The sequence below is a fragment of the Curtobacterium sp. MCPF17_003 genome, from assembly GCF_003224385.1.
Lineage (GTDB): Bacteria > Actinomycetota > Actinomycetes > Actinomycetales > Microbacteriaceae > Curtobacterium > Curtobacterium flaccumfaciens.
The window spans coordinates 39,832-65,034 of sequence record NZ_QKLC01000001.1 but is presented as its reverse complement, the minus strand read 5'-3'; the positions used below and the strand labels follow the sequence as shown (position 1 = coordinate 65,034).

Sequence of the window (25,203 nt, the reverse complement as noted above, 5' to 3'; positions counted from 1 at the left end):
GAGGGGCTCCGCCGGAGCCGAGGCCGGAGCGCCAGAAGCGCTGCAGGCTCAGGAAGGCGATGAGCAGCGGGATGATCGAGACGAACGACCCGATGAGCACGAGGGTGCGCAGGTCCGGGTACTGGTTCACGCTCGAGTTCCACGTGTAGAGGCCGAGGGTGACGGGGAACAGCGACGAGTCGCGGAGCATCACGAGCGGCAGGAAGAAGTTGTTCCAGACGGCGACGAACTGGAACAGGAAGATCGTCACGAGCGCGGGCGACATGAGCCGCACCGCCACGGTGAAGAACGTCCGGACCTCGCCGGAGCCGTCGATGCGAGCGGCCTCGATGATCTCGTCCGGCACGCTCGACGCCGCGAACAACCGCGACAGGTAGACGCCGAACGGGCTGACGATGCTCGGCAGGAACACCGACCAGAACGTGTCGGTCAGGTCGACCTGGCTGAAGATGAGGAACAGCGGCAGGGCCAGGGCGGTCGCCGGCACGAGCACGCCGCCGAGGAACACGTTGAACAGCACCTCGCGGCCGCGGAACCGGTACTTGGCCAGGGCGTACCCGCACATCGCGGAGAGCACGGTGCCGAGCAGGCCGGCGACCCCGGCGTAGGCGATGCTGTTCAGCAGCCAGCGCAGGTAGATGCCGTCCTGCCGCGTGAACAGCTCGACGAGGTTGCCGGAGAAGTCCTGCACCGAGGTGGCGCTGAACCACAGCGAGAACGTCGAGTTGAAGTTCGCGGCGGTCTTGGTGGACGAGACCAGCAGCCAGAAGATCGGCAGCAGGAAGTAGAGGGTGAAGACCCCCATCACGATCATCGCGGCGCTGCGCGAGATGACGCTCTCACGGGGACCGCGCGCTCCGCGCTGGTGCGGACGGGAGGCCCGGTTCGGCTCGAGCGGTCGGCCGACGTCGCGGACGAGGTCACCTGGGGACGGGGCGTTGACGGTCATTCGGCGGCCTTCCGCTGGGTCAGTCGGAGGAACCCGATCGACAGGACGAACGTGGCGACGGCGAGGACGACCGAGAACGCCGCGGCGAGGTTGAAGTTCGGCACCGAGGACGTCGAGTAGACGAGCATGTTCGGCGTGAAGGTCGACGAGATGGTCGAGGTGAACTGGCGGAACACGGTCGGCTCGGTCAGCAGCTGCAGCGTGCCGATGACGGAGAACACCGCGGTGAGGACGATGGCCGGCACCACGAGCGGGATCTTGATCGACAGGGCGATCCGGAGCTGGGACGCACCGTCGAGCTTCGCCGCCTCGTACACCTCGGCGGGGATCGCGAGGAGCGACGAGTAGATGATGAGCATGTTGTAGCCGACGTAGACCCAGGTCACGACGTTGGCGACGGCCCACAGCACGGTGCTGCCGCCCAGCAGGTCGACCCGCGAGGTCACCGCGGAGAACGGCGACAGGTCGGGGGCGTAGAGGTAGCCCCACATGATCGCGGCGATGACGCCGGGCACCGCGTACGGCGCGAAGAACGCCAGGCGGAAGAACCGCTTGCCGCGCAGCAGCGGGGAGTCGAGCAGCAGGGCGAACAGGAGCGCGAGCCCGAGCATCACCGGCACCTGCACGACACCGAACAGCAGCACGCGGAGCACCGAGCTCCAGAACTCGCCGTCCTGGAACACCAGGGCGTACTGGCTCAGACCGCCGAAGACCTGCGTCGGGGCGCCGAACGTGCCCTGCCGCTCGATCTTCTGCAGCGACTCCCACACGGCGTAGAGGATGGGGACCAGGTAGAACGCCGTGAACAGGACGGCGAACGGCAGGACGAAGATCGCGATCGCGCGGCGGTAGCGGAACCCGCCGCCCCGGCGTCGTCGGGTCGCGCTGGGCGACTGTGCGGTGGTGGTCATGAGCGGTTCCTGTCGGTGCGGATGATCTGGGTCCCGCCGGGGGCGATGGCGGTGGTCCCGGTGACGGGGCGGTCGGCGACGAGCTCGTGGCCGACCTCGTGGTGCTCGACGGTGCGGTCGGAGTGGTTCAGCAGGAAGACCCACTCGTGGGTGTCGTCCCGGCGACGCACGACCTCGAGTCCGGGGCGGACGGCGGGGTCGGCGCGCACCCCGGCCTCGTCGAGGACGCGGTGGACGAAGCCGCCCAGCGCACCGGCGTCGAGCACCGTGGACGTGTACCAGGCGGTCCCCGCGCCGTGCTCGTTGCGGGTGACGGCCGGACGGCCGGCGAGCGAGCCCTCGGCGTAGTCGACGACGCTCGTCGCACCGCGCAGCTCGACCGGCTCCGACCAGACGCTGCCGGTCGTGCCGTCGGACAGCGCGATCGTGGCGTCCGCGGCGAGCGGGAGGAACTCGTCCACCCGCACGCCGAGCAGGTCACGGAAGGCGCCCGGGTAGCCGCCGGTGCGGACCCGGTCGCGCTCGTCGACGATGCCGCTGAAGCAGCTGACGATCGCGTGCCCGCCGCCGGCGACGTGGTCGGCGATGACGGCCGCGTGCTCGTCGCGGACCAGGTACAGCTCGGGGACGACGACGAGCGCGTACCCGTCGAGCGGTGCCCCGGGGGCGACGACGTCGACGGTCACGCCGAGGTCCCAGAGCGCGGCGTGGAACGCGTGGACCTGCTCCAGGTAGCGGAGCGCGGTGCTGGGGTGGGCCTCGAGGTCGGCGGCCCACTGGTTCTCCCAGCTGAACACGAGCGCGACGTCGGCGACCACACGCGACCCGCGCAGCTCACCGAGCCGCTCGACCAGGGCGCCGAGCGCGACCACGTCGTGCCAGGTGCGCGACTCGGTGCCGGCGTGCGGCAGCAGCGCGGAGTGGAACTTCTCGCTGCCCTGCACGGATGCGCGCCACTGGAAGAAGCAGACCCCGTCGGCCCCGCGGGCGATGTGCGCCGCGGTGTTCCGGAGCATCTCGCCCGGGGCCTTCGCGACGTTGTGCGGCTGCCAGTTGACGGCACCCGTCGAGTGCTCCATGAGCAGCCAGGGGGCGCCGCCGGCCAGGCCACGGGTGGTGTCGGCGGCGAAGGCGAGCTCGACGTGCGGCCGGGGCAGGCGGTGGTCCAGGTAGTGGTCGTTCGCGATGACGTCCATGTCGCCGGCCCACGACCAGTAGTCGAGCGCCGTGATGTGCGCGGCGACCATGAAGTTCGTCGTGACGGGCTTGTCGCTCAGCTCGCGCAGGACGGCGGCCTCGGCACGGTGGTGACCGAGGAGCTCGTCGGACGAGAACCGGTCGAAGTCGATGGTCTGCGCGGGGTTCGTGAACGACAGCGTCGCGCGGGGCGGCAGCACCTGCTCCCACGCGGAGTAGCGCTGGCTCCAGAACGAGGTGCCCCAGGCGGCGTTGAGTGCGTCGACCGTGCCGTACCGGGCCTGCAACCAGCCGCGGAAGGCCTGGGCGGAGACGTCGCAGTAGCAGTGCGCGTTGTGGCAGCCGAGCTCGTTCGACACGTGCCAGAGCCGCACGGCGGGGTGGTCGCCGTAGCGCTCGGCGGTCGCGCGGACCAGGGCGAGGGCGTGCTCGCGGTAGACCGGGGAACTCGGGCAGAACGCCTGGCGGCCACCGGGCCAGCGGGTGGTGCCGTCGGCGACGACGGGCAGGACCTCGGGGTACCGGGTGGTGAGCCACGGCGGCGTCGAGGCGGTGCCGGTGCCCAGGTCGACCCCGATGCCTGCGCCGTGCAGCAGCTCGATGACGGTGTCGAGCGCGGCGAAGTCGTACTCGCCCTGCCGGGGCTCGACGTGCGACCAGCCGAAGACGTTGATCGCGACGAGGTTCACGCCGGCCGCACGCATGAGCCGGACGTCCTCGACCCACACCGCGGGGTCCCACTGCTCGGGGTTGTAGTCGCACCCGAACGCGAGGCCCGTCGAGCCGAGGCCGAGCGCGCCGGTGGCGGTCGTCGGCAGGGTGGTGGTCGTCACGGCGATCCTCGCTGATCGGGGCGACCCCGGCCGCCTCGGTCGTGTGCGACCCCTTCGACGGCGAAGGCCACCCAGTGTTCTGGGAGCGCTCCCAGTCCGCACCGGCCGATCGGGGCCGGAGATTTCTGGGAGCGCTCCCAGATCAAACACCAGCGGCTGCATCCTGTCAACTGCGAGGCGTTCCGAGGGCTCCTCGGCGCCGGATATGGTTGCCCCATGTCCGAGGTCCGATCCGCTCGTCAGCGCGCCACGATCCAGGACGTCGCCGACGAAGCGGGGATGTCGCGCGGCACCGTCTCACGGGTGCTGAACGACGAGCCGTACGTGTCGCCCAAGGCGCGCGAGGCCGTGCAGGACGCCGTCCGACGCGTCGGCTACGTGCGCAGCGCCGCAGCCCGCAGCCTGGTCACCCGGCGATCCGGGGCGATCGCGCTCATCGTCCACGAACCCTCGGTCGTGGTGCTCGACGACCCCAACATCGGCAACATCCTGATCGGCACGAACGCCGTGCTGTCCGACGCCGACCAGCAGCTCGTCACGATCATGGTCGACTCCGCCCGCGACAGCGAACGCGTGGTCGAGTACCTGCGCGGCGGGTTCGTCGATGGCGCCATCGTGCTGTCCGCCCGCGACGGCGACCCGATCACCGGCGCGATCGAGGAGATCGGCATGCCCGCGTGCTTCGTCGGGCACCCGTCCGACGCCGCGAACATCTCGTACATCGGCATCGACAACCGCGCCGCAGCCGAGCAGATCACCCGGCGCCTGATCGACACCGGTCGACGACGGATCGGGATGCTCGCCTCGGGACTCGACCGCGACTCCGGCCAGGACCGTCTGGCGGGGTTCACCGCGGCACTCGGCGAGCGCTTCGACCCCGACCTCGTCGCCCGGAACCCCCTGTTCAGCTACACCGCCGGCGCCGAGGGCATGCGCGAGCTGCTCGAGCGAGCCCCGGACATCGACGGGGTGTTCGCCGCGTCCGACGCGGTCGCCGCCGGTGCCATGGACGTGCTGCAGCGCAACGGCAGGAGTGTCCCCGGCGACGTCGGCGTGGTCGGCTTCGACGACAGCGCCTGGGCGCTGCGGTGCGACCCGCAGCTGTCGACGGTGCGGCAGCCGGCGCGCCTGCTCGGCGAGCAGGCGGCGCACCAGGTCCTCGAGCAGATCGGCGGCGCCGACGACGGTCCACGCGGTCTGCTGTTGCCGACGGAGGTCGTCTGGCGCGGGTCCGCGTAGCCGGCCACGGAACGCCACGGGAGGCCCGTGGCGGCGTCGCCACGGGCCTCCCGTCCGTCCATGGGTGCGTCCCGCACCCGGCTGGGTCAGCCCTGCGGGGGCGAGTAGAGCTGCAGGTCGTTGCCCTCGCTGTCCTTGAAGGGGATGATCTTGCCCCACGGGTGCTCGCTGATCTCGCCCTGGATGTCCGCGCCGCGCTCCTTGAGCGCGGCGACCTCGTCCTCGATGCTGCCGTCCGGCTGGAACGACACGACGGCGCCGCCGTCGCTCGCCTGAGTGGCGGACTCGCGCCCGTTCAGGCCGATCATCAGGCCGCCGGCGTCGATCTCGCTCCAGTCGTCGGACTGGTCCTTGACGGTGAGACCGAGCGTGTCGCGGTAGAACGCGACGGCGCGCTCCATGTCGCTGACCGGGACCCAGACTGCTGCGACTCCACTTGCCATGGTGTTTCCTCTCGTCGTGGTGTGCCGTGGACGGTAGGCAGCGCTCGTGCACGGAGGCACAGGGTCACTGTCCCCCGAACGCATCAGCGCACGACACTGCAAACCGACCGCGGAAGCGCTCCGAATGTCATGTGCGCCGCACGCTGCGGCGCGTACAGAAAAGAGGGCTGATCATGACCAGCAGCGCAGCAACCGCACGCACCGGCTCTGGCTCGACGTGGACCCAGCGGGGCGCGTTCGTCTTCGGTGTCGTCTTCCTGATCGTCGGCATCGCCGGGTTCATCCCCGGACTCACCATGGACATGGGCTCGATGTCCATGGCCGGCCACGGCTCCATGGCCCTGCTCCTGGGCACGTTCCAGGTGTCCGTCCTGCACAACATCGTGCACCTGCTCTTCGGCATCGTCGGCCTGGTCGCCGCCCGCCGCGCCGCCTCCGCCCGCCTGTACCTGCTCGTCGGCGGCATCGTCTACCTGGTGCTCTTCGTCTACGGCCTGTTCACCGCCGGCATGGCAGACCCCGCCAACTTCGTGCCGCTCAACAGCGCCGACAACGTCCTGCACGCGTTCCTCGCGGTCGCGATGATCGTGCTCGGCTTCGTCCTGCCGCGGATCGGGACGCGCACCGCGCGCTGAACCACAGCACACACCGGACGGGAGGCCCGTGGCGACACCGCCACGGGCCTCCCGTCCGTCGTCAGGGGCGTCCGTCGTCAGCGTCGACGACACCCGGGGTCGGGGTCGTGCCGGTGAAGGCGTCGCGCATCGCGCCGACACCGCGCTGCGGGTGGGCGCGGTCCAGGTACTTCGCCCGCGACTCCTTGCGCGGTTCCGGATCGGTGCGCATCGCCTGGTTCCGGTCCTGCTGCAGTGCGCTGTCCACCTCCCCCTCGCGGTTGAACGACCACATGAGCATCGGATCGCCGATCGGCAGGTCGTGTGCGGGCTGCGATCCCATCGGGGTGCTGTGCCAGGTGTGCCACGTCTTGCCGTACGAGTTCACCAGGTGCCCCATCAGCTCGGTCTCCACCGCGATCGGCAGGCCCGGAGCGACGAGTTCGCCGGAGAACACCTCGTGGTTGTGCGGGTGCCACGACGCCTGCTCGTCCTCGGGCAGGGAGTCGAACAGCCGCTCGGACACGATGTACTCGATGCCGATCAGGTTCGCGTCGGCGGTGTTGCCGTCGAAGAGCACGCACTGCAGCATCTCGGCGTTCACCACCTTGCAGAAGTGGTGCGCCTCCATCTGCACGTCGGGCTCGCCCTTCACGCAGTGGAAGCCGACCACGTAGACGTCGAAGCCCCGCAGCGGCGCCGAGGTCTGCAGCAGATCGGCACCGCGGTCGAGCAGGGCGAGCTCGAAGCCGCCGGCTGCTCCGGGCGGGGTGACACCGGTCTTCCGGTCGTGCACGGTGGGGTTCAGGGGCATGGGGGCGTCCTTCCGTCCGTTCGAGGTGGGCGCCATGCAACCCGGCAGCCCCTCGGAACGCTGTGTGGTTGCGGCGTACTGTCCGCTGCATGCCCGCACTCATCGACACGTTCACACTGTCCAACGGTCTGCACATCCCGAAGATCGGCTTCGGCACGTGGCAGATCCCGTCCGGCTCCGACGCGTACGACGCGACGAAGACCGCCCTCGAGCTCGGCTACCGCCACATCGACACCGCCCTGGCGTACGGCAACGAGGCGAGCGTCGGCGAGGCCGTCCGCGACAGCGGCATCCCCCGCGACGAACTCTTCATCACCACGAAGCTGCCGGCCGAGATCAAGACGGCCTCGGGCGCCCGCGACGCCTTCGAGGAGTCGAGCAACAACCTCGACCTCGGACACGTCGACCTGTACCTGATCCACGCGCCGTGGCCCTGGGGCGACATGGGATCCGACCACCGCGACGGCAACGTCGAGGTGTGGAAAGTCTTCGAGGAGCTCTACGACGCCGGCCGCACCAAGAGCATCGGTGTCTCGAACTTCGCCGTCGCCGACCTCGAGGACCTGCTCGGCCGCGCGGACGTCGTCCCGCACGCCAACCAGATCCGCTGGTTCATCGGCAACACCCAGGACGAGACGACCGCCTTCGACCGCGAGCACGACATCTTGACCGAGGGCTACTCCCCGCTCGCCACCGGCGGACTGCTCGAGAACGAGCAGATCGCCGAGATCGCCGCGAAGTACGACAAGACCGTCGCCCAGGTCGCGATCCGCTACCTGCTCGAGAAGGACGTCCTGCCCCTGCCGAAGTCCACGACCCCGGCGCGCATCGCCGAGAACGCCGACGTCGACTTCGTGCTGGCCGCCGAGGACGTGGCCGCGCTCGCCGCGCTCGAGGACACCGCGAGCTGACACCGGCCCACCCCGGACTGGAGGCGCGGTGCCCACTGGTACCGCGCCTCCGGTCGGCACATGCCGAATCACGGGCGAGCCTCACCCGTCGTGCGTTCGCACCGTTCCTGGCGAGCTGCTTCGTGCCGCCTGGTCGCTCCGCGTACCCGATCAGCTTCAGCCCATAACGGGTTCTGTCTCGCAACCAACGTCGAACACAACAATCGAGCGAGCGGCTTGCGACACACAGTTGCGAGATCGCATTGCTACGGAACACCACCGGTCTGACGCGTTCGACCACAGCACGGACGAGACGCCTCGTAACCGTAGACTCACGAGATGCGACTCCATGCGCCTGCACCCTTCCCTGCACCGTTAGAGGGATCGGGGAGGTGCTCGTTCACGCAGAGAATGCGTAAGCGAATACGAATACGAATACGAGAACCACATCGGCGACCAGGATCGCCATTCCTGACCAATAAGCGGAAGCACCCGGCCCGCGATGCATCCTGACTCGCCCAAAGCCCTCAGCTCGTACAGTGTGCCTCGCGCTGAGCAGAATTAGGAACAGGCCAAACACAGCCACAACTACCAATGCTGCCCAGATCAACCAGAACAGGGTCACGTTCACGGCAATATCTCCCTAGAGCCTCGTGGGTAGGAAACGTGTCGCAGCAACTCCGAGTCCGCCTCCGACGAGACCCGATACTCCACCTTCCACCGCTCCCTCGAGCGCGCTCTGGCCGTAATTCGAACCACCTTCAACAGCTTCGGATGCAACACCCCCAGCCGCACCAAAGGCGACCCCCACCGCAACGCCCCCAAGAAGGCACCCGAGCCCGCCAGTAGACGCACAGATTACCGCGCCGGCAGCCACGCCGAGACCGTTCACCACACCACTAGCAGCGGCACCGGCGACAGACCTACCTGAGGGATCCGAGGAGTTGATCGGGTCCGCTCCTGCGAACGCGTATCGGTTGGCGTTGGAAGGGCTGAGGGGTGCGTCGAGGGTGTCGCGGTCGATCCATCCACCAGTGGTGCTGGATTGCCAGCGGTAGCCAAATTTGGTGAGCCCGGTGTCGGTGTTGCTGGAGCGGAGTCCGTTCTTGTACCGGTCGATGCCGCCGATGACTTCGCAACTAGCGAGGTCAAGGGAGAGTGCCCCTTTAATACGAGGCGCTCTCCCTTGAGAATACTTCAGCGATTAGCTCGGCTTGAGGAAAATCGTAATCAGAAGCACCGCAATTCCAATCAGAATCGCACCAATTGCCGGCGCAATGAGCACTCCAGGGGAGAATCGCTCAGGATGCGCATCCCTGTTAAGGCGTGAGGCGGACTGGAAGAATTGTGCTGCTTTGCTCGGGATTACAAGCAATACAATCCCAACGATGATTACTGCCGGACCGAGAAAAAACCCTGGTATCCACATACTTATCCAATGTCAAACTGTGTTTGGTACTGACGCCCTACCGAGATACCCCAGCCTGCGCCGACCTCGATCGCACCGGATCCGCTCCAGCCCGAGCCCAAAATAGAACCGGTCTCATGGCTTGCGTTGCCGACGATGCCCCCACCATACGCGGCGTCTGCACTGATGGAAGTGCTGTCGCTATTAGTGTTCCCGCCGGGGCCACCCTGAACACTGAAGGATGCCGATGCACGCGGGCCGAGTCCCCAACCATAGGTCACGCCGATGCCCTTGTCGTTGAAACTGACGCCAACGTTGCCGCAGATGAAAGCACAGACGTTGAACGAAGGCCCAACCCAGGCGCGACCGGAAGGATCGCTGCCGTTGATTGGATCGTCTGCTGCGTATGCGTAGCGGTTGGCATTGCTTGGGTCGAGGGGTGCATCGAGGGTATCGCGCTGCGTCCAACCACCTGTCGTCGCCGTCTGCCAGCGATAGCCGAACTTGGTGAGGCTGTTGTCCTCGCCGGCGCGGATGCCGCCCTTGAAGCCGAAAGGGTTCTGCTTCCACTGCTGGCTGCCCTCACCGTAGGTCACTACTTCCGTCCCGTACGGGTCGTAGCTGACGGTGTACGCCTTCTCCCCGGTGTCAGCGATCGCAGCAGCAGGGTTACCGATGCCGTCGAGAACCCACATCGACGTGGCGCCGTCCGTGGTCCGCAGGTTCAACGGCTGCCCGGTTGTCGGATCCATGAGCACGGCGGCAACGCCACTATCAACGACTTCGCGGGAGGTGAGGCCCTTGCCGTACGTGTACCGGTACTCGGCGCCGTCTTCGGTTCGCTGCGACAGGAGGCGCGTCATGTCCGCGCCGGCGTATGTGTAGGTGGTCTTCTTCCCGTCCTTCGTTGACGACGTCATCTGCTGCGCACCGTTGTAGGCGAACGTCGCGCCAGGTGCGGCGGTCATATTGCCGGTGCCGTCATACGAGTACCCGCTGTTGGTGATCTGACCGACCGCGTTGAACTTCAACGCCTGCGACGTGCTCCGGTCCCCGGACACGGTCTCGGTGAGCCGGTTTCCCGCTGAGTCGTACGTGTACGTCCAGGTGCTGTTCGTGTCGCCGCCGGCCTGGGTCGCCTTCTGCAGACGAGTCGTGTTCGAGGTGGTGCCATCGGAAGCCTTGGCGGTGTAGTCGTACTCAGTAGTCTGCTCGCTGATGTTGTCCTTCAGCCACTGCAGCCGATCGCGGTCGTTCGTCCCGTCCGTCGCCGCGCACGCCGAACCGACGGCAACACCCTCGAGGTAGCAGTAGGTGGTGTCGACGATGACCTTCGGGGCGGCACTGTCGGCCGAGGCCTGGACGCGGGTGACCTTGCCGGACTTGTCGTACGTCAGCTTCTGGTGCGCAGCCCACACCTCCGGATCCTCTGCCGGGTCCGCGTTCGGCGTCGCGTTGAGCCAGGTATCCGTGCGACGGCCATGGTCATCGGTCTTGTACAGCTGCTTCGCCGTACCGGAGCTCGTCGGGTACGTCGTCGACGTGAGCACCTCGGAAGGGTCGTACTCGTGCGTGACGGTGCCCTGTTCATCGGTGACCTTGACGGTGTTCCCGGCGAGGTCGTAGCCGTAGGACACGGTGCCCCCGCCGGCGGTGTTCACCGTGGAGGTGAGCCGGTTCCGCTGGTCGTACGTGCTGGTGATGGTGCCCGTGGCAGAGGTCTCGGTGAGACGGTTCCCGTTGCCGTCGTACGTGTTCGTCACCGTCGCGGTGCCGTCGTCGAACTCCGTCGTCAGGAGCCGGTCGTCGTTGTCGTACGTGTACGTGGTGACCCCACCGCCACCGTCGGTGTGGTTCTTCACCCGGCCAAAGTCGTCGTAGGCGTACTTCTGCACCCCGAGGCTGGTGCCGGTGGGCGGGGTGATCGACCCGAGCTGGTTGTTCGTGTCGTACGCGTACACCGTCGGGTTGCCGCTGTTGCCCGGGGCGGTCGCGGTCTTCACCGCACCCCACGCGTACTTGTCGCCGTCGTCCTTCTTGTTGTACGTCACCTCGGCCATGGCCGCGGGATCACTACCGGACTGCGAGGACGTCTGGTTGCCGACACCGTCGTAGCCGATGCTGGTCGACGTCTTCGAGCTCGAGGTCACCTTCGACGGCAGGTACGCCGTCGCCGCGCCTGATGCGTAGTCCGTTGTCGATGTCGATCCGGAGCTGGACTGGGACTGCGTCAGCGATTGGCCGTCGTTCTTGTCATACTTGTTCGTCGTCGTGCCGGTACCGGCAGCTCCGTCAGCGCCGACCTGCGACGTCGCGACCCCGTTGTTCGCCGGGTTGTACGTCTTGGAACGCTCACGCTTTGCCGGGTCAACGGCCTTTGTTACGAGGTCGTTGCCATCGAGCGTGTACGTCGTGTGCTTCGCGGCAGCGACCGTCGCCGACTGATCCGACCGCGGGTCAGCGACCTGCGTCGTCGTGTCATCCGCGTAGGAGAACCGGGTGACCGCGGTACCCGGCGAACCAGCAGTGGTGTTGCGCTGCTGGACCTGCGTGACCCGGTCGGACGAGTCGTACGTGAACGTCGTCACCCCGCCCGTCGGCGCCGTGATCGAGGCCAGGTCGCCGTTCGTGTACGCGAAGGTCGTCTTCGCACCCGTCGCGTCCGTGTACGTGGTGATGTCACCGGTGCTGTTCTTCGCCCACGACACGGACCGGCTGCTCGAGCCGCTGGTCTGCGAGAAGGTCTGCACGCCGTTGGCGTAGGACGAGTTCGCCGTCCGCGCACCGGTCGTGCCCGCGGTGGAGACGAGCGAGGTCAGCGCGTACCCGTCGGAGGTGTTGAAGCTGACCTGGTTCTGGTTCCGATCCACGATCGAGGTCGGCTGCCCGGCGAGGTTGAAGTGCGTGGTCGAGTTCGACGTCCACCCCTTCAACGTGTACTCGTGGGTGGTGCTGTTGTCGACCTTCGTGAGGGTCTGCTGCAGCCCCGCCGGCGTGGTGTACGTGCCGACAGTCGTGCCCGGGGTGAACTGCCACGCCGTACCGACGGCGTCGGTGTAGACCACACCGTCACCGTTGGAGGTGAGGTTGCCGGCACCGGCGAGGGCGTACTGCCACCGGTTCGCGTTCATCGTGGTGCTGTCCGCGACGTTCTTCGCCCGCGAGTTGTACGCAGCACCGATCGTGCTGTTCTGCGTCACACCCGGCAGTGACATCGCCGACGTCGTCACAAGCAGGTTGCCGGTGCCGACGTCCACGCTGGCGTTGGTCTGGTCGGTGATCGGGAACGGCAACGTCGTTGCCGACGTCCGCTGCCCGGTCTGGTTCGTGTCCGCCGGCCCCGTGGGGAGGGCGTTGTAGTAGCCCTGCAGGTCGATGATGTAGTCCGCCGTGTCTGGACCGTCGGAGTACAGCTGGATGTTGCCGTCCGCGCCGAGCGGCACGATCGCGGTGTTCGAGCGGATCGTGTTCTTCGGGAACGTGATCGAGTACATCGAACTCGGCCGGCTCACCCCGGTCGGCCACAGTGTGGCCGTACCGCCATTGGCACCCGGGTGGATCGCGGTCAGCGTCACCGCGACCGCGGACACACCGGTGCCGTTCTCCGGGACGCTCTTCACGCCCGCGATCTTGATGGTGCGGGTCTCCTTCGCCGCGTAGGACCCAGCAGTGGTGCTCTTCGATTCGTAGAGACGGTCCGCTGCGGGCGTGAACACGCCACCCGGGTTGCTCTTGGTGAAGTACCCCTGCAGCGCGATGACCATGTCGATCGTGCCGTCCCGGTTGTAGACACTCATCTTGCCGTCCGCGCTCCACGGCACCTGCATCGACATCGACGACGTCACCGCCGCCGGGTAGTTCATCGCCGTCGACCCCACCGTGCCGCCCGTGGCGTACGGGGTGATGTACCCGTTGGTCTGATTGCGGCTCAGGACGAGGAAGTTCACTGCGACCGCGGACGCACCCGCCGGAACACCATTCCGGCCGGTGACCTGAATCTGAACCGTCTTGCCCGGCCCGATCTGCGCCTGCGGGATCTGCGACCCCGACACCGAACTCGCCAGCGAGGAACCGTTTCCGGCGACGAACCCACCGGCCGCGACACCACTGTCGGTCGACGTGTAGTAGCCCTGCACGTCCAAGACCAGGTCCACAGACGTTTCCGTCGTGACCGTCACCTTGCCACCCGCGCCGATCGCGAGGGTCGACGAGTTCGTCGAGGTGTCCAGGCCGCCACCGCCGTACACCATCATCAGCGACGCACCAGGCGTATCGGCGTCCGCGCGGCCGAACAGCTGCCCCTGACTCGCCGGGTGCACCACCGTCGCAGCGAGCACCACCGCGGAAGCATTAGCGGGGATACCGAACTTGCCAGTGATCTGCACCGTACGGCTCTTGTTCGCCGCCATCGGCGTCGAGTACCCACCCGTGCCATCACGCGTGTCCAACACGCGGCCGGTGGTCGTGACGAACTGACCACCATCCCCCGTCACCACCGCCTGCGCTGGAGCAGGCGGGCTCACCACCGCCAACAGCGACCCGAACACCGCCACCAACGTGACGACCGCGAGAAACACCCAACGAGAACGAACAGACGACAGCGACGATGCGAACACGCGCAGAACCCCTCAACAGGCCGCAACCAGCGATGCCGCCCCCATGGCGTCGCCGAGCAACCAGAAAGTCACGCTACGGAACTACTCGCCCACCCGCACCCCCACATGAGGGGGTCGAATCAAGCTGCACCGACCCGATATAGCAGGCACCGATAGGGCTCGGGCCCGGTCAGTAGATAGATCCGCACAGGCTTCCAACCCAGTCCGGCAGCCGATCGACTTCCGGGGTGCGATCACGCCACGCGCGACGGCACCAGCATTCGGGAGCCGCACCGGTCACCTCAGCCTGCGCAGGCGTCTGCTGCGACACCACCACCAGCAAGGGCCAAAGGGGTCGACAGTTGCAGCGTGGAACCAATAGGGAGCTGGCACCGAGGTCCCGCTCGTAGGGTCGAGTCGTACCGACCGCACACCCGGGTGGGTCTGCGCCCCACAGCAGGCCTGACGACGGGAACAGATCGTCCCTGTTGCCGGTTGCACCACACGGTGTCGCAGCCAGTGACACGAGAGCCCAGGAGGCCACCATGACCACCACCGAGACCGCCATCCTCGCCGGCGGCTGCTTCTGGGGAGCGCAGCAGCTCCTCCGTCGTCGTCCCGGCATCGTCAGCACCCGCGTCGGCTACTCCGGCGGCGACGTGCCGAACGCGACGTACCGCAACCACGGCGACCACGCCGAGTCGGTCGAGATCGTCTTCGACCCGTCCCAGATCTCGTACCGGGACCTGCTGGAGTTCTTCTTCCAGATCCACGACCCGTCGACGAAGGACCGCCAGGGCAACGACATCGGTCGCAGCTACCGTTCGGCCATCTTCACCACCTCGGACGAGCAGAAGCAGGTCGCACTCGACACCATCGCGGACGTCGACGCGTCGGGCATCTGGCCCGGCAAGGTCGTCACCGAGGTCACCGCGGCCGGCCCGTTCTGGGAGGCCGAGGACGAGCACCAGGACTACCTCGAGAAGAACCCGCACGGCTACACCTGCCACTTCGTGCGTCCGGGCTGGAAGCTCCCGCACCGCGACGAGGCGACCGCGGCCGTCTGACCTGACGACCGCCGCGGATCAGCGTGATCCGCCGAGCAGTTCCAACCAGTCCCCGGGAAGGCGATCCGCCGGCCCGGGGACTGCCTGCGTCACGGGGTGGCTGGTGGGTGCTGCGAGCTCGAGCCCCTCGGAGCGGGTGTCGTCGCGGTAGTCCCACGCCCAGGTCTCGCCGGGCTCGTAGCTCTGGATGACCGCGTGCCCGGTCTCCTCCCAGTGCCGCGTCGCGTGCGTGTTGAGGGAGTCGTCGCAGCAGCCGACGTGGCCGCACGCCGCGCAGCGGCGCAGGTGCACCCACCACGAGCCGGTCGCGTCGCACTCGACGCACCCGTCTCCGCTCGGTGCGATCTCGGGGTGGATCATCTCGGCCTGGTCCGTCATGGCACCATCATGGCCTGAGACAGGGCACATGCGGTCGGGAGGCACGGGGCGGGCCCGCACCGCGCCTCCAGGCCGTCGTCGGGTCGCGTCCAGGGCGAGGCATGGGGCGGTCGTGCGGGTGGCCGGGCCAGGATGGCCTGGGGCCGACAGCCGATCGGCTCGCAGAGGGAGGACACCGTGGACACAGCGCCGTACTCGCAGCCGTTGCGGGAGTACATCGAACAGCTGCGGACCGAGGGGTACAGCGTCGCGGACGGCCAGACGGCCGACCCGGAGCTGATCGACCCGCACGGCAACCCGGTGCTCACCTGGCAGGACGACTACCCGTACTCGGAGCGCCTGCCGCGGGACGAGTACGAGTACCAGAAGTACCTGCTGCAGATCGAGCTGCTGAAGTGCCAGTACTGGCTCGAGGACACCGGCCAGAAGGTCGTCGTGCTCTTCGAGGGGCGTGACGCCGCGGGCAAGGGCGGCACGATCAAGCGGTTCACGGAGCACCTCAACCCCCGGACCTCGCGGGTCGTGGCACTGAGCAAGCCGACCGAGCGCGAGCGTGGTGAGTGGTACTTCCAGCGGTACGTGCAGCACCTGCCGGCCGCCGGTGAGATGGTCCTGTTCGACCGCTCCTGGTACAACCGTGCCGGCGTCGAACGGGTGATGGGCTTCTGCAGCGACGACGAGTACGAGTCGTTCATGACCCAGGTGCCGCAGTTCGAGCGGATGCTCGTCGACTCCGGCATCCACCTGACGAAGTTCTGGTTCTCGGTGACCCGGCGCGAGCAGCGGACACGGTTCGCGATGCGGCAGCTCGACCCGGTGCGGCGGTGGAAGCTGTCCGACATCGACCTGCTGTCGCTCGACCGGTGGGAGGACTACACCGAGGCGAAGACGGCGATGTTCACCCGGACGAGCAAGCGCTACGCGCCGTGGACGATCGTGCGGTCGAACGACAAGAAGCGCGCGCGGCTCAATGCGATGCGGTACTTCCTGACGCAGTTCGACTACCCGGACAAGGACACCGACGTCATCGGCAAGCCGGACCCGCTCATCGTCCGCCGCGGCAAGCGGGACGTCGACGTCGAGTGATCCCCCACCGGTGATCCCCCGCCGCTGATCCGCCCGCCGACTCGGAACGTTTACACGCCGAGGCCTGCCGTCACGCACTCGAAACAGACGGGCAACGGCGACGACACAGGGCCGCAAGACACTTGTCGCACTACCTGTCACCCGACAGGTACTCCGCGAAAGGTCTGCAGTCATGCGTTCTCCGCAAGCACCGCTCCACGCACCGCGCGCCACGTCCGACGTCGACACCCAGGGGCTCGCCCGCCTCGGCTACGAGCAGGAACTCCACCGCGGGGTCGGCTCGTTCTCCTCCTTCGCGGCGGGCTTCTCCTTCGTCTCGATCCTCACCACGGTCTTCCAGCTGTTCGGACTCGGCTTCGGGCTCGGCGGTGCCGCGTTCTTCTGGGCGTGGCCGCTCGTCTTCGGCGGGCAGCTGCTCGTCGCGCTGAACTTCGCGCAGCTCGCGGCCCGCTGGCCGATCTCCGGCGCGATCTTCCAGTGGTCGAGCCGCCTGGCCGGAGCCCGGTTCGGGTGGTTCACCGGCTGGACGATGATCATCGGCCAGATCCTCACCGTCGCGGTGGCGGCCATCGCCGTGCAGGCCGTGCTCCCCGCGATCTGGGACGGGTTCCAGGTCGTCGGCGGTCCGGGAGCGGACCCGTCCGTCGCGTCGCCGACCGGTGCCGCGAACGCGGTGGTCCTCGGTCTGGTGATGCTCGCCGTGACGACGATCGTGAACATCACGAGCGTCCGGCTGATGGCCCGCGTGACGAGCTTCGGCGTGCTCATCGAGATCGTCGGCGTGGTCGTGCTCATCGGCGCGCTGTTCCTGCTGCCGCACCGCAGCGCGTCCGTGGTGTTCACGACCGCCGGGTCGACGAGCACCGAGCCGTACGTGTGGGCGTTCCTGGCGTCCTCGCTGATGGCCGCGTACGTGATGGTCGGCTTCGACTCGGCCGGTGAGCTCGCCGAGGAGACCCACAACCCGCGCCGGACCACCCCGAAGACGATCGTCCGGGCACTCACGGTCTCCGGTCTCGGCGGCGGGCTGCTCATCATCGGCGCCCTCGTCGCGGCCCCGAACCTGACCGACGGCAAGCTCGCCACGCAGGGTCTCGCCTGGGTGATCACGTCGACCCTGGGCGACGTCTTCGGCCGGCTCCTGCTCTGCACCGTCGCCGTCGCGGTCTTCGCCTGCACCCTCGCCGTGCAGACCGCCGGCGCCCGGATGGTCTACTCGATGGCGCGCGAGAAGGCGCTGCCCTTCCACCGCACCCTCGCCCGGGTCTCGCCCCGAACCGGCACCCCGATCGCCGCGTCGATCGTCGTCGGGGTCGGCGCCGGGCTGGCCCTCGCCGTCAACATCGGGCAGTCCGCGATCTTCACCGCCCTGTCGAGCCTGTGCATCGCGATGCTCTACCTGGCCTACCTCGGGGTCACCGGGCCGCTGCTGGTCCAGCGGATCAAGCTCCGGCGCACGGGGCTGCCGACCGGGGTGGACGAGGACGGCAAGCCGCTGTTCACCCTCGGTCGCTGGGGCATCCCGCTCAACGCGCTGGCCGTGGCGTTCCAGATCGGCATGGCGATCAACCTCATCTGGCCCCGGCCGGAGATCTACGACCTGACCGGCACCTCGTGGTGGCTGCAGTACAGCGCCCTGCTGTTCATCGGCGGCGTGCTGCTCGTCGGCTGGGCGTGGTCGAGCTGGCGTCACCGGACGCACGGGCCGATCACCCTGGCCGAGGTCCCCACCACCGCGGCGGTCCCCGTCCCCGCAGCCGTGACTGCGGCGAGCCCGACCGCCGCCTCCGTCGAAGCCTGATCCGGAAGGAACCCCATGCGCGACCTCCACCAGACCGACAGCGTGCTCGCCTCCCGATCCGATGCACGCGCCCAGGCCGGCTCGCAGTCCGAGTACATGCCGTACCTGCCGGCGTCGTCGTCACCGTTCGCCCCCGAGGGCGTCGACCCCGCGCAGCTCGTCTGGGCCGAGACGGTGGCGCCGGGCGGCTACACGCACAAGGTGCTGGCTCGTGGGTCACGGCTGCGGTTCGACGACCCGACGGGTCAGGCCTGCGCCAACGTCCTGGTGTTCAACGCGCTCGAACCGTGGGAGCGGCTCAACGTCGCCGACACCCAGAAGATCCCGTGGCAGGCGTACCTGGGCCAGGGTTCGCCCCTGCTGAGCGGGGACGGCCGGGCACTCGCGACCGTGCTCGAGGACACCTCGGGGCACCACGACGCGTTCTGCGGCACCTCGACCGACGCCTGGAACGAGCGGAAGTACGGCGACGCGGCACCCGAGGGGCGCACCCCGAGCGGTCGGTCGCTGTTCGCGAAGGCCGCCGCCAAGCACGGGCTCACCAAGCGGGATCTGCCGCCGAGCATCTCGTTCTTCCAGGGCGTGCGGATCGACCCCGAGGGGGCGATGACCTTCACCGGTTCGGCCGGCGCGGGCACCCACGTCACGCTCGTCGCCGAGCTGCCGCTGCTCGTGCTGGTCGCGAACGTCGCGCACCCGATCGACCCGCGCCCGGACTACCTGGTCGGACCACTGCGGGTGCACGCCTGGCGCGGGGCCCCGACGACCGCGGCCGACGAGCGGTTCACCGCGACGCCGGAGCTCACCCGCGCCTACCTGAACTCGATCGACCACGCGGAAGCCCGAGGCCTGTGATGACCGACACGACGACCCACACCCCCGCCTCGACCGTCCCGGTCGGAGCCGTCCACGACCCGGACGTCGCCCTCGACTGGAGCGAGTCCCTGGTGCCGGGCACCGTGGTCCGCGACGACCGGGTCGCCCCGCTCGCGCCGTGGTCCGCCGTGGTCCGCGCCGGCGAGGTGCTCACCATCGTCGACGTCGGCGGCAACCAGAGCGCCGACTGCCTGCTCTACGACGCGCACGACCCCGACGAGCGGTACAGCGTGCCGGACACCCTCGCCGCGCAGGGCAACGCGTACGTCCGGACCGGCACCGTGCTGATGTCGAACGAGGGCCGCCCGCTGATGACCGTCGTCGCGAACGAGATCGACCGGCAGGACACCATCGGCGGCGCGTGCTCGAAGGAGTCGAACACCCTGCGGTACGGGCACCACACCCGGTACCAGCACGGCTGCCGCGAGAACTTCCTGGCCGAGGCCGGCCGCCACGGACTCGGCGCCCGCGACATCGTGTCGAACCTCAACTGGTTCATGAACGTGCCGGTCGAGGCCGACGGCGCCCTGGGGATCGTCGACGGCATGAGCGCCCCCGGCAAGCGGGTCGCGATCCGGGCCGAGCGGGACGTGCTCGTCGTCGTCTCGAACTGCCCGCAGATGAACAACCCCTGCAACGACTTCTCCTGCACACCGCTGCGCATGATCGTGGTCCAGCCGTGACCGCCGCGCCCGACCCCACCGGGACCGCCACCGTGAACCAGACCCCCACCCTTCGCACCGACACCGTCCTCGTCGCGAACCGCGGTGAGATCGCCCGCCGCATCATCCGGTCCGCGAAGGCGCTCGGCATGCGCACCGTCGCCGTCTACTCGGACGCCGACCGCGCGGCACCCCACGTCCGCGAGGCCGACACCGCGGTCCGGCTCGGTCCCGCCCCCGCCCGCGACTCGTACCTGCGCATCGACGCGGTGGTGCAGGCCGCGAAGGACACCGGTGCCGGACTCGTGCACCCCGGCTACGGGTTCCTGTCCGAGAACACCGACTTCGCCCGGGCCTGCGAGGACGCCGGCATCCGGTTCGTCGGGCCGACCGCCGACCAGATCGTCCGGTTCGGCGCGAAGCACACCGCCCGCGAGCTGGCCGCCGCCGCGGGGGTCCCGATGCTCGCCGGCACCGGGCTGCTCGCCAATGTCGACGACGCCGTGACCGAGGCCGAGCGCATCGGGCTGCCCGTCATGCTCAAGGCCACCGGGGGTGGCGGCGGGATCGGCATGCAGGCCTGCTCGACCCTCGACGAGGTCCGCGAGGCGTACACGAGCGTCGTCCGCCTGGCGACCGCGAACTTCGGGTCGGCCGGCATCTTCCTCGAGCGGCTGGTCCGGCCCGCCCGGCACGTCGAGGTCCAGCTCTTCGGCGACGGCGAGGGCCGCGTCGCGGTGATCGGCGACCGCGACTGCTCCCTGCAGCGCCGCAACCAGAAGGTCATCGAGGAAGCCCCGGCACCGGCACTCCCCGAGCACGTCCGCGCCGAGCTGCACGCGTCCGCCCGCCGCCTGGCCGAGAGCGTCGGGTACCGCAGCGCCGGCACCGTCGAGTTCGTCTACGACCCGGTGCGCGAAGAGGCGTCGTTCCTCGAGGTGAACACCCGCCTGCAGGTCGAGCACCCGGTCACCGAGGAAGTGTTCGGCGTCGACCTCGTCGAGCTCATGCTCCGCCTGGCCCGCGACGGTGCCGCCGGCATCGACCCCGACGTGTTCGACCGCACCTGGACCCCGAACGGCCACGCCGTCGAGGCCCGCGTCTACGCCGAGGACCCGGCGAAGGGCTCGCTGCCCTCCAGCGGCCTCGTCACCCAGGCCGTGTTCCCGAGCGCGACCACGGCATCCGGCGAGCGCACCGGCATCCGCGTCGACGGCTGGGTCGAGACCGGCTCCGAGGTGTCCGCGTTCTACGACCCGATGCTCGCCAAGGTGATCGCCACCGGGGAGACCCGCGACGACGCGCTCGACCTGCTGCGCGACGGGCTCGCGGCCACCCGCATCGACGGCATCGTCACGAACGCCGGGCTCCTCCGCGCGCTGACCGACGACCTCGAGCTCCGCACCGCCACGCACTCCACCTCGACGCTCGACGCGACCGAGGACCCGGACCCGCGCATCGACGTCGTCGCCCCGGGCACCATGACGATGATCCAGGACCTGCCCGGCCGGGTCGGGTACTGGCAGGTGGGCGTCCCGCCGAGCGGCCCGTTCGACGCGGCGTCCTTCGCCGAGGCGAACCGCGCCGTGGGCAACCCGGACGGTGCCCCCGCGCTCGAGGTCACCGCCACCGGCCCGACACTCCGGTTCTCGGCCGCCGCGGTGGTCGCGCTCACGGGTGCACCGGCACCGGTCACCCTCGACGGCGAACCCGTGGCGCTGTGGGAGCCCGTCGAGGTCGGCGCCGGCCAGACCCTGGCGATCGGCACGGCCCCCGGTCCGGGCCTCCGCACCTACCTGGCGGTCCGGGGCGGCTTCGACGTGCCGACCTACCTCGGCTCGACCGCGACCTTCACGCTCGGTGGCTTCGGCGGCCACGCCGGGCGGGCCCTGCTCGCCGGCGACGTCCTGCGCCCGGGCTCCCCGGACTCGGACGCCCCGCACCCGGCGTTCCCGTCCGGAACCCGTCTGGGCCTGGTGGGCGGCCCGACCCCGGCCGACCGCCGCACCGCGGTCACCGACGCGTGGGAGATCGCCGTCACCGAGGGGCCGCACGCGGCGCCGGACTTCTTCACCCGCGCCGACCTCGACGTCTTCTACGCCACCGACTACGCCGTGCACCACAACTCGGCGCGCACCGGCATCCGGCTCATCGGCCCGCGGCCGGAATGGGCGCGGACCGACGGCGGCGAGGCCGGTCTGCACCCCTCGAACATCCACGACACCCCGTACGCCGTCGGTGCGATCGACTTCACCGGGGACACCCCGATCATCCTCGGACCGGACGGGCCGTCGCTCGGCGGCTTCGTCTGCCCCGCCGTGGTCGCCAGCGGCGACCTGTGGAAGCTGGGCCAGCTCCGACCGGGTGACACGGTCCGGTTCGTCCCGGTCCGCGAAGCCGCCGCCGCCGCGCTCGACGCACACCGGGCCTCCAGGACGGTGCCGCGCACCGGAGGCGACGGCGACGACGGCGTGATCGCCCGCCTGGACGCGACCGACGTGCGGCCGAGCGTCGCGTACCGACGCGACGGCGACGACAACGTGCTCGTGGAGTACGGCGACATGACCCTCGACATCGCGCTGCGGATGCGCGTGCACGCGCTCATGACGAAGCTGCAGGAGCACACGCCGAAGGGGATCCTCGACATCACTCCGGGCATCCGCTCGCTGCAGGTGCACACCGACGCGTCCGTGCTCAAGGCGCGCGACGTGGCGGGGCTGCTCCGCGAGCTCGAGGACGAGATCCCGCCGACCGACCAGCTCGTCGTGCCGTCGCGCACCGTCAAGCTGCCGCTGTCGTGGGACGACCCGGCCACCCGGCTGGCGATCGAGCGGTACATGAACGGCGTGCGGAACGACGCCCCGTGGACCCCGTGGAACATCGAGTTCATCCGTCGCATCAACGGGCTCGAGAGCGTCGACGACGTCTTCCGGACCGTGTTCGACGCGAGCTACCTGGTGCTCGGCCTCGGCGACGTGTACCTCGGCGCCCCGGTCGCGACCCCGCTCGACCCCCGGCACCGCCTGGTCACGACGAAGTACAACCCGGCCCGCACCTGGACCGCCGAGAACTCCGTCGGCATCGGTGGCGCGTACCTGTGCATCTACGGCATGGAGGGGCCCGGCGGCTACCAGTTCGTCGGCCGCACGGTGCAGATCTGGAACCGGTTCCGCCGCGGTGGGCTGTTCCAGGAGAACCCGTGGGCGCTGCGGTTCTTCGACCGGATCGAGTGGTACCCGGTCGGTGCCGACGAGCTGCTCGAGTTGCGCGCCGAGACCGACGCCGGGCGGGGCTCGTTCGAGACCGTCGAGGGCGAGTTCTCGATCGCGTCGTACAACCGCTTCCTGTCCGACAACGCCGGGTCCATCGCGGACTTCCGGGCGCAGCAGGCGCAGGCGTTCGGCGAGGAGAAGGAGCGGTGGCGGGCATCGGGCGAGTTCGACGTCCGTGATGAACCGGCCGCCGTGGTGGCCGACGCCGTGACCGTGCCCGAGGGGTCGACCGCCGTGTACGCCCCCTTCACCTCGACCGTGTGGCAGGTGGACGTCCGACCGGGAGACCGCGTGGACGAGGGGCAGAAGCTGCTGGCCGTGGAGGCGATGAAGATGGAGTCGATGGTGCACGCACCGGTGCCGGGCCACGTGCTCGAGGTGTACATCAAGCCGGGCGACCAGGTCGCGCCGGGGCAGGTCCTCGCCGCGATCGGAGCGGCAGCGTGAGCGGGATCAGCGCGGCGAGTGCCGGCACGAGCGCCGGCTCGGCCGCCACGACGTTCGCCTCGGCCCGCGTCCGCGACGCCTTCGCCCGCATCGACGCCGTCGACCGGCCCGAGGTCTGGATCACGCTGCGCGACCGCGCCGACGTGCTGGCCGAGGCCGAGGCCGTCGACCCGAATCTGCCCCTGGCCGGCCTGCTCTTCGCCGTGAAGGACAACATCGACGTCGCCGGCCTGCCCACCACCGCAGCCGCCCGCTCCTACGCCCACGACCCCGCCGCCGACGCCACCGCCGTCGCCCGGCTCCGCGCCGCCGGCGCCGTCGTCGTCGGCAAGACGAACCTCGACCAGTTCGCCACCGGCCTGGTCGGCACCCGCTCGCCCTTCGGCGCGGTCCGGAACGCCTGGGACCCCACGCGGATCTCCGGCGGCTCGTCGAGCGGTTCCGCCACGGCGGTCGCCCTGGGCATCGTCGACTTCGCGCTCGGCACCGACACCGCCGGGTCCGGCCGGGTGCCCGCCGCGCTCGGCAACCTGGTCGGGGTCAAGCCGACGAAGGGGCTCGTGCCGAACACCGGCGTCGTCCCCGCCTGCCGCTCGCAGGACTGCGTCACGGTGTTCGCCCGGTCGCTCGACCTCGCGCGCACGGCGGCCGAGCTGATGGCCGGTCCGGACGGCGTCGACCCGCTCGCACGGCCCGACCGCGCCCTCGCCGACCTGCCCGCCGTCCCGCGCATCGCGGTGCCGCTGCCGTCACAGCTCGAGGGGCTCGCACCCGGCTGGGCCGAGGCGTTCGCCGCGGCCGTCGACCGGTTCCGCGCGCTCGGACACCAGGTGGTCGAGGTCGACATCGCACCCCTGCTCGACGCCGCGTCGCTGCTCTACGACGGCGCCTTCGTCGCCGAACGGTACGCGGCCGTCGGCGCCCACATCGAGGCCCACCGCGACGAGATCGGTGCCGACCTCGACCCGTCGGTCGCCGCGATCGTGCTCGGTGGTGCACGACCGACCGCCGCGGAGTTCTTCGCCGACCAGGAACGGCTCGACGCGTTCGGGGCAGCCGGTCGCGCCGCACTCGAGGGCACCACCGCCCTGCTCACCCCGACGACGACGTGGCACCCGACGCTCGAGCAGGTCGCGGCCGACCCGATCGGCGCGAACAGCCGGATGGGTCGCTACACGAACTTCGCGAACCTGCTCGACATGGCCTCGCTCGCCGTGCCCGCCGGGCTCGTCGACGGCCTGCCGTTCGGCGTCATGCTCACCGGTCCCGCGTTCAGCGACCGCCGTCTGGCGGCGTTGGCGGCCGCGTTCGCCGCCCCGACCGTCGACCTGCTGGTCGTCGGGGCGCATCTGCGCGGGCAGCCGCTGAACGGGCAGCTGGTCGCGTCCGGCGGATCGTTCCTCCGGGAGGCCCGCACCGCGCCCGACTACCGGCTGTACGCCCTCGACACGGTGCCGCCCAAGCCCGGGCTGGTCCGCGTGGGTCCGGTCGCGTCCGGCGCCGCTGCGCCGGGGTCGGGCATCGTCGGGGAGGTCTGGCGCCTGCCCGCCGCCGGCTTCGGCACCTTCGTCGCGGCCCTGCCGGCACCGATGGCGATCGGCACCGTGGCGCTCGACGACGGTACCGAGGTCACCGGGTTCCTGGTCGAGCCGTTCGCGGTCCAGGGGGCCGAGGACATCACCCACCACGGCGGCTGGCGCGCGTACCGGGAACAGTCGTGA

Annotated in this window: 17 protein-coding genes and 1 pseudogene; 10 read left to right on the top strand and 8 right to left on the bottom strand. The window is 69.5% G+C overall.

All coding sequences use genetic code 11. From position 1 onward, the window contains the following. Positions 1-10: 10 nt before the first annotated feature. The 3 genes and pseudogenes from DEJ30_RS18625 to DEJ30_RS00300 all read right to left on the bottom strand — a co-directional run. A pseudogene (locus tag DEJ30_RS18625) lies at positions 11-832 on the bottom strand (carbohydrate ABC transporter permease); the annotation flags it as partial. A 113-nt stretch (positions 833-945) separates the two neighbouring features. Then, the gene (locus DEJ30_RS00305; RefSeq protein WP_027467229.1) at positions 946-1,860 is read right to left on the bottom strand and encodes a carbohydrate ABC transporter permease; all 915 of its coding nucleotides are present in this window, start codon (positions 1,858-1,860) and stop codon (positions 946-948) included. Then, a complete protein-coding gene (locus DEJ30_RS00300; protein ID WP_110858548.1) occupies positions 1,857-3,890 on the bottom strand; it encodes a beta-galactosidase in 2,034 nt (677 codons plus the stop codon). The genes DEJ30_RS00305 and DEJ30_RS00300 overlap by 4 nt, the downstream gene beginning before the upstream one ends. Before the next feature lie 216 nt (positions 3,891-4,106). On the opposite strand from DEJ30_RS00300, the gene DEJ30_RS00295 reads away from it, so the two are divergent. After that, the gene (locus tag DEJ30_RS00295) at positions 4,107-5,129 is read left to right on the top strand and encodes a LacI family DNA-binding transcriptional regulator (protein WP_110858547.1); all 1,023 of its coding nucleotides are present in this window, start codon (positions 4,107-4,109) and stop codon (positions 5,127-5,129) included. An 86-nt stretch (positions 5,130-5,215) separates the two neighbouring features. Here DEJ30_RS00295 and DEJ30_RS00290 read toward each other — a convergent pair whose 3' ends face one another. Next, entirely contained in the window at positions 5,216-5,572 is a 357-nt protein-coding gene (locus tag DEJ30_RS00290; protein ID WP_110858546.1) for a VOC family protein, read from the bottom strand. 173 nt (positions 5,573-5,745) lie between these two features. On the opposite strand from DEJ30_RS00290, the gene DEJ30_RS00285 reads away from it, so the two are divergent. Beyond that, a complete protein-coding gene (locus tag DEJ30_RS00285; RefSeq protein WP_110858545.1) occupies positions 5,746-6,207 on the top strand; it encodes a DUF4383 domain-containing protein in 462 nt (153 codons plus the stop codon). A gap of 61 nt (positions 6,208-6,268) precedes the next feature. On the opposite strand, the gene DEJ30_RS00280 is transcribed toward DEJ30_RS00285, so the two are convergent. Continuing rightward, complete coding sequence (locus DEJ30_RS00280; protein WP_110858544.1) at positions 6,269-7,000, bottom strand: OBAP family protein; 732 nt, start codon at positions 6,998-7,000, stop codon at positions 6,269-6,271. A gap of 89 nt (positions 7,001-7,089) precedes the next feature. Between DEJ30_RS00280 and DEJ30_RS00275 the strand changes: the two genes are divergently transcribed. Beyond that, on the top strand, positions 7,090-7,911 hold the full coding sequence (locus DEJ30_RS00275) for an aldo/keto reductase (protein ID WP_110858543.1): 822 nt from the start codon (positions 7,090-7,092) through the stop codon (positions 7,909-7,911). Positions 7,912-8,533: 622 nt separating this feature from the next. Here DEJ30_RS00275 and DEJ30_RS18620 read toward each other — a convergent pair. Both DEJ30_RS18620 and DEJ30_RS00265 read right to left on the bottom strand, forming a co-directional pair. Next, positions 8,534-9,010 (bottom strand): RHS repeat-associated core domain-containing protein, encoded by a 477-nt coding sequence (locus DEJ30_RS18620; protein ID WP_349815127.1) that lies wholly within the window; start codon positions 9,008-9,010, stop codon positions 8,534-8,536. Positions 9,011-9,321: 311 nt separating this feature from the next. Beyond that, the gene (locus DEJ30_RS00265; protein ID WP_220032906.1) at positions 9,322-13,746 is read right to left on the bottom strand and encodes an RHS repeat domain-containing protein; all 4,425 of its coding nucleotides are present in this window, start codon (positions 13,744-13,746) and stop codon (positions 9,322-9,324) included. A gap of 692 nt (positions 13,747-14,438) precedes the next feature. On the opposite strand from DEJ30_RS00265, the gene msrA reads away from it, so the two are divergent. Then, positions 14,439-14,960, top strand: coding sequence for a peptide-methionine (S)-S-oxide reductase MsrA (gene msrA / locus DEJ30_RS00260; RefSeq protein ID WP_110858541.1), 522 nt, complete (start codon positions 14,439-14,441; stop codon positions 14,958-14,960). A gap of 18 nt (positions 14,961-14,978) precedes the next feature. Here msrA and DEJ30_RS00255 read toward each other — a convergent pair whose 3' ends face one another. Then, a complete protein-coding gene (locus DEJ30_RS00255) occupies positions 14,979-15,338 on the bottom strand; it encodes a UBP-type zinc finger domain-containing protein (RefSeq protein ID WP_071404761.1) in 360 nt (119 codons plus the stop codon). Positions 15,339-15,515: 177 nt separating this feature from the next. On the opposite strand from DEJ30_RS00255, the gene ppk2 reads away from it, so the two are divergent. From ppk2 to atzF, 6 genes are all read left to right on the top strand, one after another. Further along, positions 15,516-16,424 carry a polyphosphate kinase 2 gene (gene ppk2, locus DEJ30_RS00250; RefSeq protein ID WP_258369751.1) on the top strand — a complete coding sequence of 303 codons (909 nt, stop codon included), beginning with the start codon at positions 15,516-15,518 and terminating at the stop codon, positions 16,422-16,424. Between the two features lie 172 nt (positions 16,425-16,596). Continuing rightward, a complete protein-coding gene (locus tag DEJ30_RS00245; protein WP_110858539.1) occupies positions 16,597-18,225 on the top strand; it encodes an APC family permease in 1,629 nt (542 codons plus the stop codon). 15 nt (positions 18,226-18,240) lie between these two features. Then, the gene (locus tag DEJ30_RS00240; protein ID WP_110858538.1) at positions 18,241-19,080 is read left to right on the top strand and encodes an urea amidolyase associated protein UAAP1; all 840 of its coding nucleotides are present in this window, start codon (positions 18,241-18,243) and stop codon (positions 19,078-19,080) included. Then, on the top strand, positions 19,080-19,784 hold the full coding sequence (locus DEJ30_RS00235; RefSeq protein ID WP_110858537.1) for an urea amidolyase associated protein UAAP2: 705 nt from the start codon (positions 19,080-19,082) through the stop codon (positions 19,782-19,784). The genes DEJ30_RS00240 and DEJ30_RS00235 overlap by 1 nt, the downstream gene beginning before the upstream one ends. Then, complete coding sequence (uca, locus tag DEJ30_RS00230) at positions 19,781-23,482, top strand: urea carboxylase (protein WP_258369750.1); 3,702 nt, start codon at positions 19,781-19,783, stop codon at positions 23,480-23,482. Before DEJ30_RS00235 ends, uca begins: the two co-directional genes overlap by 4 nt. Then, positions 23,479-25,203, top strand: coding sequence for an allophanate hydrolase (gene atzF / locus DEJ30_RS00225; RefSeq protein ID WP_258369749.1), 1,725 nt, complete (start codon positions 23,479-23,481; stop codon positions 25,201-25,203). Before uca ends, atzF begins: the two co-directional genes overlap by 4 nt.

Excerpts from the sequence above, each read along its gene's own strand:
- DEJ30_RS00305 (WP_027467229.1), bottom strand. The coding sequence starts at position 1,860 with ATGACCACCACCGCACAGTCGCCCAGCGCGACCCGACGACGCCGGGGC.
- DEJ30_RS00295 (WP_110858547.1), top strand. The coding sequence starts at position 4,107 with ATGTCCGAGGTCCGATCCGCTCGTCAGCGCGCCACGATCCAGGACGTC.
- DEJ30_RS00290 (WP_110858546.1), bottom strand. The coding sequence starts at position 5,572 with ATGGCAAGTGGAGTCGCAGCAGTCTGGGTCCCGGTCAGCGACATGGAG.
- DEJ30_RS00285 (WP_110858545.1), top strand. The coding sequence starts at position 5,746 with ATGACCAGCAGCGCAGCAACCGCACGCACCGGCTCTGGCTCGACGTGG.
- DEJ30_RS00280 (WP_110858544.1), bottom strand. The coding sequence starts at position 7,000 with ATGCCCCTGAACCCCACCGTGCACGACCGGAAGACCGGTGTCACCCCG.
- DEJ30_RS00275 (WP_110858543.1), top strand. The coding sequence starts at position 7,090 with ATGCCCGCACTCATCGACACGTTCACACTGTCCAACGGTCTGCACATC.
- msrA (WP_110858541.1), top strand. The coding sequence starts at position 14,439 with ATGACCACCACCGAGACCGCCATCCTCGCCGGCGGCTGCTTCTGGGGA.
- DEJ30_RS00255 (WP_071404761.1), bottom strand. The coding sequence starts at position 15,338 with ATGACGGACCAGGCCGAGATGATCCACCCCGAGATCGCACCGAGCGGA.
- DEJ30_RS00245 (WP_110858539.1), top strand. The coding sequence starts at position 16,597 with ATGCGTTCTCCGCAAGCACCGCTCCACGCACCGCGCGCCACGTCCGAC.
- DEJ30_RS00240 (WP_110858538.1), top strand. The coding sequence starts at position 18,241 with ATGCGCGACCTCCACCAGACCGACAGCGTGCTCGCCTCCCGATCCGAT.
- DEJ30_RS00235 (WP_110858537.1), top strand. The coding sequence starts at position 19,080 with ATGACCGACACGACGACCCACACCCCCGCCTCGACCGTCCCGGTCGGA.